The sequence below is a fragment of the Xylanibacter ruminicola 23 genome (assembly GCF_000025925.1).
Lineage (GTDB): Bacteria > Bacteroidota > Bacteroidia > Bacteroidales > Bacteroidaceae > Prevotella > Prevotella ruminicola.
In genome coordinates, this window is record NC_014033.1 from 2,162,698 (window position 1) to 2,176,035 (window position 13,338).

Genomic DNA, 13,338 nt, shown 5'->3' on the forward strand with positions numbered 1-13,338 from the left:
TCACAGATTACAACTTGATGGTGATAGCCTTTCCGTTGTAAGAAACGAGCTTACCCGATGGGTTGTCGAGGTTGAGCGGCTGGGGATGCTCTTTTGATATCAGTACAATATTGAACTGACGATTCTTGAGCATGCCAGCGAACTGACCCTTGCGCGCACCAAACGAAACGGTGCGGGTGGCATCGTCGTAGGTGATGTCGATGGTGGCATACTTGCCCTTCTCGTAATTGTAGTTGGTGCCCTCGTCTTCGTAGAGTTGGAACGAGCCATCCTGACCGGCATAGACGTAGAGATGGATGAGCTCGGCGGGCTTCTCGTCGCTCCACTCCATCTCAGGACCGAAGGGGATGATGGCGCCAGCGCGCACATACACTGGTATCTGCTCGTAGGGAGCATCTACCACGAGCCTGCGGCCCGAAGATGAAACATTAAACATTAAAGATGAAACATTAGGTTTGGCATCGATGATCATCTCGCCGGTGTATAAGTCATACCAACTGCACTGGGCGGGGAAATAGACACTGCGGTTGCGGGCTTTGTAGTAGCCTACGGGACAGGCCATGAGAGCGGGACCGAACATCCACTGGTTGCCGATGTTCTCTACTTCGCGATCGCCATTAAAGTCCATCACCAAGGGGCGCATCAGGGTGTAATCCTTGAAGTGGGCCCAACCAGCCAGTGAATAGAGGTACGGCATGAGGCGGTAACGCAGTTTATCGTAGTAAACAAACGACTTATAGGCGGGGTGCTCCTCAGGGGCAATGTTCCAGATTTCGCGCAATGGCCACTGACCATGCGAACGGAACAAAGGAATAAAGGTACCGAACTGGTTCCAGCGGGTCTGCAGCTCGCGCCACTCCTTCAGGTCCTCGTTCTCTACCTTGGTGCGATCGTACAACTGCTGGGCAGCCACATAACGGTTCTCGACACAGAAGCCACCCTGGTCCATACCCCAGAAAGGAATACCAGAGATAGAATAGTTCAAACCAGCCGTCATCTGGGCACGCATATCCTCCCAACGGGTACCGATATCACCGCTCCAGGTAGCGGTAGAATAACGCTGCTCGCCAGCAAATCCGCTACGTGTCAACAGGAATACTCTTGGCTCGTTAAGTTTACCCTTCCAAACAGAACGCTGACCATTGTAGATAGCATCGGCATTCACGGTTGAGTAGGCATTGAAATATTCGGTTGATGTGCCTAAGGCAGTGGGGCCGCTCAGGGCTTTGCGGTACCACATGGGGGTGCAGTCGCGTACATTGGGCTCTGAGGCGTCCATCCACCAAGCGTCGACGCCCTTACCAAGGGCGGAATACAGATTCTCATCCATCTGGCGCCAGAACATTTTTCTTGCACCGGGGTCGTAGGCGTCGTAGAAGCCATTGGTGTAGCCGGGGCCTACCCAGTCGTGGATATCATCGGTGGGGCTCTGGATATACATCCAACCCTTGGCATCGAGCTCCTTGTAGTTGTCGGTATTGCAATAGAACTTAGGCCATACCGAAATCATAAAGCGACCATGCATCTGGTGTACGTTGTCGAGCATCTGCTGGGGATTGGGATAGCGCGATGCCTCGAACTGGTGACTTCCCCACTGATCCTCGGGCCAGTAGTTCCAGTCCTGTACGATATTATCGATGGGGATATGACGCTTGCGGAACTCAGCGAGGGTACCCTCTATCTCATCCTGTGTCTTGTAACGCTCACGACTCTGCCAGAAGCCTAACACCCACTTGGGATAGAGCGACGCCTTACCAGTGAGGGTGCGATAACCGCTGACCACCTGATCGAGGTTGTCGCCAGCGATGAAGTAGTAGTCCATATCCTTGGCCATCTCGCTCCAGATGCTGAGCTGCTCACGCTCCTGCTTACTACGGGGCTCAGCCACACGCAGTCCGCAGTAAGCCTCACCACCATCGGGGCGCCACTCGATACGCAACTGCACACGCTTGCCTGGCTGCAATTCGGTTGAGAACTTATAGGCATTGGGGTTCCAAGCGGTACGCCAGCGCTCTGGGACAACCTCGTTGCCGCCGATGTAGACCTTTACGTAGCCGGAGTAATACAGAATGAACTGGTACAATGGACTATTTGACAATTTACCATTTGACAATTGGGGTTCGATGAAGCCTTCGTAAGTGACGGTGGCGCCCATGAGATTGATATCTTTGGGGAAGTTTTTGATGCCGCCATTGTCGGTTTGCTGGGCAATGAGCGATTTCTCGGGCGTACCATATTCATAATAGATAGAGTCCTCGTCACGGACCAGTTTTTTACCACGGGCATCGATATAGGTGCCGGTGAGATGCCCCTCCTTACCACTCTTATCGTAGAGTTTGAAGGCACGATTGAGTTGCAGGTAATCGTTGGGGTTACCAAAACGACAGTAGCTGTAAGAATCCCACAGCAGACCATAGTTCTTATTAGAGAGTACGAAAGGAATGCTGACCTTGGTGTTATACTGGAACAGATCCTCGTTCTTTCCCTTCATGTTAAACTCCTCGCTCTGGTGCTGACCCAGGCCATAGAAAGCCTCATCGTCGGGACTGTCGAACTTCATCTGCCACGACAGACCATGCTTCTGTTCCTCGGGAACGGTATAGCCCGTCTTCATACCCAACTCGCGCTCAGGTACGGTAAAGTCCCAGAACTTCTTGCCTTCCTGGGCCTCTTTGAGCAGCTGTTTGCCAGAGGCATCGAAGAAGGTAATCTGACCGGTGGCCTTCTGTACCACTGCCTTTACCTTCTGTGTTCTGACCACCACGTTATCGCCCTCGTCGGTAATGGTGTAAGAGCCTTTGGCAGGTGCTGCCACAGGTACCCTGATGAGCGAGGCAGGCTTAACAGGCAACGCATCCTTACTGGTGGCACGCACACGGATAATCTGGTTGTTAATCACCTCAAGGTAAACTACCTTGGCCTGACCACCATCAGGCGTAATAGTCACATTGTTTCCATTGGTCTGCACCACAGCTGCCATCATGGTTGAGGATAGCAGCAAGCCAGACACTAAAATCTTAATTCGTTTCATTTTTTATTATTGGTTGTAATATAATGTTTAATCTTTAATGTTTAATCTTTAATGTTTAATCATCATCAAGCATCACCGCTTCTTCGGGCAGTTGCTCTACGGGCAGGGTGATGGTGAAGATAGAACCGCCACTGGGGTTGTTCTCGGCAGTGATGGTACCACCATGCATCTCGACAATGGCCTTGACGAAGAACAGACTGATGCCCGAGTCGTCGTCGCTCACCATGGGATCGAAGATGGTCTCCTCGCCACCCTCGGGGATACCCACGCCATTATCCGAGATACGGATAGAGCCGGAGGTAGAGGTTTTATCGACAAACACCTTGATGCGGCAGTCGGTTGGTGAGAACAGGGCACAGCTGTTGAGCAGCATCTGTACGGCCTGTGCCATCTGCTCGCGGTCGAAATCGACGGTGAGGTCGTTGGCCAATGGGAAGAACGAGAACTTGACATGTTTTCCAAGCGGTGCCTTGAACTGGGCGCACTGCTCTTTCATGAAGTGCTGCAGGTCGTGAGGTTTCTTCACCGTTTCCTCGATGCTCCATGCCTCGTTGTAGAGTTCCTCGGCCTGAGCCTTCTGATCGTTCTCCTGCTGCTGTTGCAGCTCGGCACGCATCTCGGCCATCCACTGTTTCTTCATCACCTCCATGCGCAGGTAGTCGCGCTCGGTCTTCTCGGCCTGACGCTTGAGGAAGAACCTACGCCAGATGAACACACCTAAGAGTACCAGCCCCAGGAAGATGACCATAATCCAACGGTTACGCAACAGCGGCGGGGTGATGGTAATCTTCAGGATAGCCTCGTTCTCGCCCATGGTGCCATCGGCATTGAGCATGCGCACATGCAGGATATAGTCGCCATGGTGCAACGACATATAGGTAATGTTAGGATCGTTCTCCTCGGTCTTAATCCACTTATCACTGAAGCCCTCGAGCTGATAGACGAAGCGCGACTCGTTGTGCATCTCGCCCTTGTCGGTGGCCAACTGGATGGTGAACTGATTCTCGTAGTGGCGCAGGATGAGTTCCTTGCTGACGTTGAGGTCCTCCTCGAGGATGACGCGACCATCGTAGGCCTCGCCTATACCCAACTGCTGTCCGAAGAGCTTCAGACCGCTGAAGATAGGTGTTTCGTTGTTGTCGATATTGGTAACCAGCTTGGGGTTGATGACATCCACGCCATTCACACCACCTACCAGCACCAGACCGTCCTGGGTGATGCAGATAGAACGCTGGTTGTAAGGGCCCTGCTGCAGACCATCCTTGGTGCTGAAGCTGCGCACATTGAAGGTCCATTGGCCCTGGTCGTCTTTCTTAGCTACCACGTTGGATACGCCATACTCGGTAACCACCCACATGGTGTGCTGCTTATCCTCGGCAATACCCACCACGCTCGAACCAATCAGTCCGCTGTTCATATCCAGCAAGGTCTGCGTATTGTTCTTCCAATCCACAATGCAGCAGCCTGAGGTTGAGCCCTGCCATACCAGACCACGACTATCCTCGAAGACACAGGTAGAAGAAGGCATGGCAGCCTGCTGACCTTCGACGGTAGGAATCTTCATGTTGGCCACCTTACCACTCACGGGGTTGATGAGCGAGTAGTATTGTGAGTGACCCACCATGAGCCAGCCCTTGGCATTCCAGGTGGCTGTGGTCATAAAGTCCTCGGGCATGGTAGAGTTATGTGAGTTGATGGTGCGGAACTGACCTGTTTTGGTAGAGAGGCGCTGCACGCCACTACCCAGGGTACCCATCCAGATGTCGCCCCACTTATCCTCGGTAACCGACCAGATGTTGTTATTGATCAATTTTCCGCTGGTATTCGCCATGGTGTAGTTCCTGGCCTGTCCGTTGGAAAGGTGAATGAGTCCACCATTATAGGTTCCGAACCATACCGAGCCATCCTTGGCACCATAGCTTGATACCATCACATCGCTGGCAAAGCCGCAGCGCGCCTTATCGTACACCTCGATCTCGCCAGTGGCAGGCAGGTATTTGATGATACCACGGTTGTCGGTACCAAACCACCAGTTGCCGGCAGCATCCACACAGGTGGTGTTCACGTCGCCCACCTCTAAGGTGTTGAAGCCCAACAACTTTTCGATATACTGGTTCAGGCCATTACGATAACAGCCAATCCACATGTTGCCCGAGCGGTCGAGCATCAACTTTTTCGCAGTGTTCTCGCTGATAGAGGTGGCGTCGTACTTGTTATGGACGAAGTTCTTGACCTCACCACGCTTCATGTCGATGACAAAGATACCCATGTGGTCGGTAGCCAGCCACATCCAACCGCGCTGGTCCATGCACACATCCCACACCTCGAGACCGGCAGGAAGCGGGGGTACACCATACTGTGCCAGATAATCGTTGAGATGAGCATACCATTTCTTATCCTTCTGGTCGTACACAAACACATGGCCCACGTTCAGCACCCAGTAGTTGCTATGCTTATCCACATAGCAGTTATAAGCCTGACTCGACTGTCCGCCATTCAGCTTCATAAAGTCGTCGCGCTGGATAATCTCGCCCTTCTCGCCATCGATAATCATCAGGTCGCCATCGGTAGAGGTGACCAGCAGCTTATCGTTCCACTCGGCAAAGTTAGAGAAGTTGTACTCCTTGGGTATCTCGTTCTGCTCGTAGCCATATTTGATGAGCTTATAGCTCTTTTTACGCGGGTTATAGCAATACAGGCCCTCGTCGTAGGTCTTCACCCAGAAACGCTTTTGCGAATCGACAAAGAAACGGTCGATATTACCTTTGATACCCCATTGCGACAACACTGATTTAGGGTTGCGATTTACCTGCTCGGTAAAGGGGTTGAACAGACTGTAGTTCATGCCCTGCTTGAGCCACAGCATACCGTCGGCATCCTCCCAGATCTGGTCCACCAGGTTGTTACGCAGCGAGGTGGTATCGGTGGCATTGGAGTAATAGATGCGGAAACGGTAGCCATCGTAACGGTTCAAGCCGTACGAGGTGCCAATCCAGATAAAGCCACGCGAATCCTGGAACAGGTAGTTGATCTGTGAGTTTGACAGACCGTCGCGGGCATCCATACGACGGAACTTCATGTCGGGGATGACGGCTGTTGCCGCACTTGCTGTGAGGCAGAACAGACAGAGGATATAGGTAAGTAGACGTTTCATATATATACTATCAAAAGGATTTTTATTTCTTAGCCGATGTTTCGCGGATGACCAGCTTCTGCGGCACAATCTTCTTGTAGATATGGCTGTCGCCATTGATATTCTTCAACAGCAGTTTGCAGGTCTCGGTACCCATCTCGTAGCTCTGATCGACAATGGCCGAGAGGCGTGGGGTGACATAGCCCGCATGCACATCGTCGGTAAAACCAATGAGCGCCACATCGTCGGGGATACGCAGGCCCAGCTGCTTGATAGCTGTAAAAGCTGCAAACGTGATGATATCGTTGAAGGCCAAAATGGCATCAGGACGGTTGGGCATCTGCAACAGACGGGTAGCCGCCTCCAGGGCCCAGTCGAAATCAATCTTTTCGCATACCACCAGGTCGCGCTCGATGGGGATACGGTTCTCGCGCAGAGCCTCTAAATAGCCATGCTTACGGCGCACCACCATATCCAGGTGGTTAGGACCGCCGATAAAGGCGATGCGCTTGCTACCGGTATCGATGAGGTGCTGGGTGGCCTGCTGGGCAGCAATGTCGCCATTGGCGGTGACACACGAGAATTTATCCGACAAACAGGTGCGCCCGAAGAACACCATGGGTATCTGCATGTTGTAGATCTCCTCGAAGTGACTGTAGTCGCGTGTATCCTGTGCCAGACAGGCAATGATGCCCTCGACATGCAGGTTGATGAAGTTATCGATGGCTTTTACCTCGAGCTCGCTATCCTCGTGGGTGTTGGCGCTGATGACCGAGTAACCGGCCTTGCGGGCCTCGTCCTCGATACCATCGAGCACAGCCGAATAGTAGTGCGTAACCAGGTTAGGCACTACCACACCGATGACTCTTGGTGCCTCTTTACGTAAACTCTGCGCAAAGGGGTTGGGACGGTAATTCATCTTACGCGCCAGCTCCTTCACCTTCTCCTGCATGGCCGCACCAATCTCGGGCGAGCTACGCAAGGCACGACTGACAGTAGCTATACTGACGCCCAATTCCTGAGCGATATCCTTGAGTGAGGTTCTACGTTTATTTGTTACCATTTCTACATTCGTATCATGTGACGTTGCAAAGGTACACATTTTTTTGAAAATCGCAAACGTTTACGTGTGATTTTTTGCGTTAATGTATTGATTTCGAGTATTTTTCTTCGTACCTTTGCACCAGCAAAATCAGAAATGAGTAATGAATAGTTGATAATAAGTTAGTTAGAAAATGGAAAAGCAAGACTGTCGGGATGACACTCTTGCTTTTTATTTTTATACGTGTTTTAAACCGTTTTTAGAACGTGGCTCGCACCATGAAACGCACGCCATGCTTGTGGGCGGTGGGCAGCTCGTTGTAGTTTAATCGGCGTACATACTCTACATGAATAATCTTGAAGATATTGTGCAAACCTAAGCTGAGCTCCATATAGGGGCGCTTGGGATCGATGACATAGCTACCCTCGGGGAAATACATGAGGATAGGATTGCCGATGTTGTGATCCTTGTAGGGATTGTTCTTATCACTGAGTTCGCCCCACAGTACACGGAAGCCAATCCACTCACGCCACTTGAGCTTACGCAACAGGGGGATGCGGTTGAGAATCTTACCGTTCATATCCCAGTTGACCTGTCCCGACAGGAATCGGTCGGTTGGGAACTCCATGTTGTTGATGGCCTCGAAGGTGTAGTCCTGCACGATATACGAGAGGTTGGTCTCAGGCATAATGAGCAAGGGGAAAGGCACCTTCTCCCACTGGATACCACCTTTGATATTGAAGTCCATCTTTCCCCACGACTTGAGCCAGAAGCGCTTATAGATAGAGCCCTCGGTATAGTTGTAGCTATACTGACCGCCCAGCACATCCTTCAAGCCCAGGGTATGACTGACGGTAAACACAGGGGCATCGAGGTTGATAGGCAGGCGGCGCTGCTTGGTGTTGATAAAGGTCTCGCCAGGAGCAAAACGCAACTCTGCACGGAGCTCCGTGGTGCGGATCTTCTGACTGGGTGTATAAGCAGAGGCATCAGCACCTGTGGGAATGGGATTGCTCCAGTTGGTCCAGGTGGAACGATCACTGCTGTACGACATGGGGATGAAGTACAGACCACCAGCAGCCTCGTTCTCCTCGAGTTTCATGGAGAGTGTGGTACGGAAGCCCCAGTCCTCCTCGCGTTCGAAGGTGACCGACTGGCGGTTGTAGAACATCATCTTATCTACCTTGCTCCACTTAAAGGCGGTAAACACATTATCCTTATCGGTGTGCATGAACTTATCGGATGGCGACATCACATCGTAGGTAGATGAGAAGGTGAGCGTGCGCTGCGGGAACTCGCGGGGCAGGTACTCCTTCTTATTGAACGACCAGATGACATCGCCCTTGTAATACCACTTCTTAGAGTTCCAACCACGGGCCACGTAGCCACGGAAGAACAGGTTGGAATCGAGGTTAGCGGTGCTCTGGGCAGAGATACGCGTACGAATACCATCGATGATATTCTTGGTAATCATGGTGTTGATAGGACCGATATCCACCTTGCTGGGGTGCTTCTTGGTACCTGTCTCCACAAAGTTCTCGACCAGAGCCTTCAAACCGAACAGTACCCACTTAAAGCCCTTGACATTCTGCATGCCATTGACAAACTGATCCATCTGACTCTCAGCCTTGGTCAACTCTACCTGGCGATACTGGTTCCAGAACTCATCGCTACGCATCATGGCGTTCACATCCTTCACCTCTTTCTTCGTACCCTTAAACAGCTGTTTGGGCAGTTCGTCGAAGGCGTAATCGTTGATACGGGTGTTACGGATGACAGCAAACTTCTGCAGAAAGTTGGCCAGCTTGAGTTCGGTAAACATATCATCCACGCTCAGCACCCAGTCGCCATCGGGCAACTGCGTGAACTCCTGCACCACCTGCATGTTCTCCACGAAGTTTACATCGCTCTTCTTAGGGATGGTCATCTCGCAGCGCTTCACCTGCCAACTGCTGTCGGCCAGGATATACAGGTCGCCACGGAAGCCAAAGTCCTGCTGGTTGTTGGGCAGGAAGTGCAGATGGTAGCACAGGTCCTTGTCAACCATGAGCGTGTCCTCGATATAATAGCGGTAGAAGCCAATGGCATCCTTGCCGATAGGCGAGGTGAAGGGGTACTGCAACATACGTATCTGATCGTCGTAGATGTTCACATCGGTGAACACATCCTTCATGATGGTGTTCAGGATATCACCCGTCTGGAACAGGTCGTTGATACCCTGGGTGTTGATACCCTTGATGATGATCTTCTCGTCGTGTGGCTTCTTGCGATAGATCTTCTGCGAAACCGTCTCATCCACGCTGATGGGCAGGATGAGTTTGTTGTTATATGGGCATGCCTCAATCTGGTCGATAAGCCACTGTTTCTTCTTATACTTGGGCGAATCGAGCACCTCGGGCTTGAAATCATTGAGTGCCAGTGTAATCTTCTGGTACTTGTTGTACTGATAATAATCGCGGTTGTCGAGATCGGTCTGCTTCTTGGCAGCTATCACCTTACGCATCATCTCAACAGCCGGGTTGTTCTTACGACTGTAGCGACCACGCTTGGTTTTGATGGTGACCTCTTTCAACATCTTATTATCGGTCTTGAGCGCAATCTTGATGACGTTCTTGATACCCGAGTTAATCTGTACCGTGTGGGATACGTAGCCTACCGACGTAAAGGTGAGTTGCCAGCCATTATGACGGACAATCGAAAAGTTGCCATCGATATCAGAAGCCACTCCTACCCCATGACCCAGGTACTGGGCACTGGCAAAGGGGATGGGCTCGCCGGTCTTGGCATCCACAATCTGTCCGCTGATGGTGTGCTGCGCATATGCAGTGAATAGTGAACAGTGCATAGTGAATAGTATCACTATCACCCTCAGTATCCACTGTGTTTTCCAATCAATATTTCTCTTCATTATTTTCTAAAATCTGTGTTAAGTCTGTTATTACTTTCCCGGCGGGGGACTCATCAACGGGATCGTTAGTCCAACCTTCGCCTTTGAACCATACAGTGTGACATCCCGCCTTACCGGCTGGGATGATGTCTTTATCCATACTATCGCCAACTACCACCACTTCATCAGGCTGCATGCCCAGGGCCTCAACGCCCAAAGTAAAAATCTGTGGGTCGGGCTTGCGAACGCCTACCACGGCGCTCTCGATGATGGTATCGAAAATGCCATCCAACTTAAACTCCTTGAGCACGGTGGCGATGTTACCATAGAAATTGCTGACCAGCACCATGGGGTACTGCTGTTTGAGTTGCAGCAACACCTCGCGACTTTTGGCAGTCTCTTTCACAGTTGCCTCGTACAAGCTGTCTGTGAGAGGTTTTAGATAAGAAGAGACAGAAGAAACATAGTTCTGTTCCTTTAAGAACTCCAGCTGGATGCGGATTTTGGTTTCTATCGTTTTGTAGAACGTAAAATCGGGCTGGATGATAGGATTCTTACCCAATGTGCGCTCGGCATGCACATAGGCATCGCGAAAAGCCTCCTCGCTCACAGGCATCTGCTGGCGCTCGTAAGCATGCCAAATTACCTTTCCCCAGTGCTGTCCACCGGTATCCAAGGTCCCACCGTAATCAAATATATAACCCTTGAGCATTTAAAAATGTAAAAAATATAAAATGTAAAAATGTAAAAATTATAATTTAGCACAGAGGGCCTCGTGCTTGTGGTGCATGTACATATACATGGCCTGGAAGACGGTAATCTCTACCAGGGGATATACCCAAGGGCAATTGAGCAGACAGGTGACATAGATGGTGATGGCACGTGCATTGAACGTGAGCAGGTTGGTGTACTTCATCAAAGGACGACTACCTGCTAACAGGCGCTCACGAATAGCCTCAGAAGGCTGCTGCTTCCAAGCGGCAAAGAACTTCTGGAAGTTAGGTGTGCGCTGCTCCTGACTCTTACAGTAGTTGGCATAATTATAAAAGAACACGCGCGAGAGCACATCGCTCTTAGGCAACGACTCGTAGTGCGCACGCTGCTGCTTATAGTTATCCAACTCGCTACCATCCTTACCCAACAGGAAGAAGAGGTGGATCTGACGGTAGTAGTCGGCCAGAGAGCTCTGCTTGGCATGCAGACCGATACCAGCAGCGGCACACAGCAGGAAGCCCCAGAAGCGCCACTCGATATCGGTGCCAGGAATGGTCTGATACCACAAGCGGGCCACAATACCCAAATAGATAGAGGTGAACCACAAATCGCCCGAGAAACCATCGAGCATACGACCAATCAGGGTTTTCTTACCAGTGATACGTGCCATCTGACCGTCGGTAGAGTCGCAGAAGTTAGCGAACATCAGCAACAGTACACCATAGATGTTATGCAGCAGGTCGGTGTAATGAAACATCCAACCAGCGCCCACGCCTAAGAATATCGATACAATGGTAATGACATTGGGGTGGATATCCAGTTTGTTCCACAACAATGCAAATACCAGTCCTATAGGACGTGTGAAATGCACGTCCAACCACTCTTCAGTATCCTCCGATTTAAATGATAATTTCAGTAATTCCTTAAATGTTGCCATTATATTATTTGACTATTTTACTATTATACTATTTTACAATTGTCAATTAGTGCGGCAATCGCACTTGCCGCATCTTGTCGGCAGCGCGAAAAGCTGGGCCAGTCGTTGAAATCAATGACACAGTAGCTGCCATCCTCGCGGATGATGCAGTCGCCACCATATACGCTGATGCCTACAGCCTGTGCCAGCTTCTCGGCATCGGCCTGCAGCGCCTCTACCACAAAGGGATAATGACGGGCGGTACCATTACGCAGTTCGTCGTTGAACTTGGTGTCGCCATCATCTGTGGGATAGTAATAGCGGAAGAAGCCCGTACCAGCCACACCATAGAACTTAACCAGATCGCCAGGCACGTGGGCACTGACGGTATAGGCCGTGATGCCACGCTGCTGGAAGGCAGCTATCTTCTCGTTCAGCTCGGTCTGATTAGCCGCAAACTGCACATCGCTCTTATCCTGTGCAGCCGCATCGCCACGCTTCAGCCAGTAGCCATGAGCCCCCTGGCGTGGTGGCATAGGCGTGCCAATCTGTTGCATGAGCGCCTCTAACTGGCAGCGCGCGCAGTTTGCAATGCCTGTAGAGGAATTGATGGCAGGGAAATCGCGCAGTTTGTCGAGTGTCAGTGGCAGGCGTCCCATCGTAAAAATACGGTGGTAACCGGCAGGATTAAACGGCTGCTCCTCGCTCACCATCTCTACCTCGTAACCAGCCGCACAAAGCTTAGCGCCTACTGCCTCGAGTATCGCCTTGTCTTTCTCAACCGAATTAGGTGAGAACACCTCCGCCTGCTGTACCAATAGTATCTTCAATTCTAAATGTTTAATCTTTAATGTTTAATGTTTAATGTCCAAAAAGGTTTCTGCCTTTTCGATGTCGCTCGCATGGTCGATATCCAGCACCTTTGAGAAGGGGTAAGCCTTGAGCAGCAAGCCATCGGCCACCAGGGCACGCTGGAAGTTGCGCATACGACTCTCGCCACGCTCGATACAACGCTGCAATACAGGGATGGCCTTAGGTGTTAAGCCATAGATGCCACCACTGATATACTTAGGCAGCTCACAGGTATCGAAGAAGCCTGTTATCTGCAGGGCATCGTTGGTACCCACATACAGAGGTTTCTCGTCGTCGATATAATCGGTAACGCCCATCAAGCCATCCACCTCGCCTGTCTGTGCCAGCAACTCAAAAGTCTTGGCATAGGTAGCAAACTCTTTTTCACGGAAGATGGTATCTACGGTGGTGAGCACAAAGGGCTCGTCGGTGAGCCACTGACTCAGTTCCCAGGCACTGTGCATAGAGCTGGGGGTACTCTTCACGATAAACTTCAGGGGCACTTGCTTTGCCTCTGCTATCTCCTTCAGATGCGCAGCCACAGCCGTCATCTGTTCATTACAAATCACACATATTTCGCTGGCGCCATTGGCCATAAACACACGTATCAAACGGTCGATCAGATGTTCGCCACCCACTTCTACCAGGGGCTTTGGCGCCTGTACGCCTTCTTGTGCCAATCGCGATCCCTCGCCAGCAGCTATAATTGCATATTTCATCCTGAATCGTCAAAAATTACTAGTTTTCGGCGGCAAAGGTACGC

8 protein-coding genes are annotated in these 13,338 nt (G+C 51.1%); all 8 read right to left on the reverse strand.

Annotated features, from left to right (window positions below; all coding sequences use genetic code 11):
• Positions 1-7: 7 nt before the first annotated feature.
• Positions 8-3,031, reverse strand: coding sequence for a glycoside hydrolase family 31 protein (locus tag PRU_RS09295; RefSeq protein WP_013063174.1), 3,024 nt, complete (start codon positions 3,029-3,031; stop codon positions 8-10).
• A gap of 55 nt (positions 3,032-3,086) precedes the next feature.
• Positions 3,087-6,185: a ligand-binding sensor domain-containing protein gene (locus PRU_RS09300; protein WP_013065184.1), complete on the reverse strand. Its 3,099-nt coding sequence runs from the start codon at positions 6,183-6,185 to the stop codon at positions 3,087-3,089.
• Positions 6,186-6,207: 22 nt separating this feature from the next.
• Complete coding sequence (locus tag PRU_RS09305; protein WP_013065421.1) at positions 6,208-7,227, reverse strand: LacI family DNA-binding transcriptional regulator; 1,020 nt, start codon at positions 7,225-7,227, stop codon at positions 6,208-6,210.
• Positions 7,228-7,465: 238 nt separating this feature from the next.
• Positions 7,466-10,114: a DUF5686 and carboxypeptidase-like regulatory domain-containing protein gene (locus tag PRU_RS09310; protein ID WP_013064794.1), complete on the reverse strand. Its 2,649-nt coding sequence runs from the start codon at positions 10,112-10,114 to the stop codon at positions 7,466-7,468.
• Positions 10,098-10,805, reverse strand: coding sequence for an HAD family hydrolase (locus PRU_RS09315; protein ID WP_013063505.1), 708 nt, complete (start codon positions 10,803-10,805; stop codon positions 10,098-10,100). The genes PRU_RS09310 and PRU_RS09315 overlap by 17 nt, the downstream gene beginning before the upstream one ends.
• Positions 10,806-10,844: 39 nt before the next feature.
• Positions 10,845-11,744, reverse strand: coding sequence for a CDP-alcohol phosphatidyltransferase family protein (locus PRU_RS09320; RefSeq protein WP_013065537.1), 900 nt, complete (start codon positions 11,742-11,744; stop codon positions 10,845-10,847).
• A 23-nt stretch (positions 11,745-11,767) separates the two neighbouring features.
• Positions 11,768-12,553: an ATP-grasp domain-containing protein gene (locus PRU_RS09325; protein ID WP_041386046.1), complete on the reverse strand. Its 786-nt coding sequence runs from the start codon at positions 12,551-12,553 to the stop codon at positions 11,768-11,770.
• A 24-nt stretch (positions 12,554-12,577) separates the two neighbouring features.
• Positions 12,578-13,294: a sugar phosphate nucleotidyltransferase gene (locus tag PRU_RS09330; protein WP_013064142.1), complete on the reverse strand. Its 717-nt coding sequence runs from the start codon at positions 13,292-13,294 to the stop codon at positions 12,578-12,580.
• Positions 13,295-13,338 lie beyond the last annotated feature (44 nt).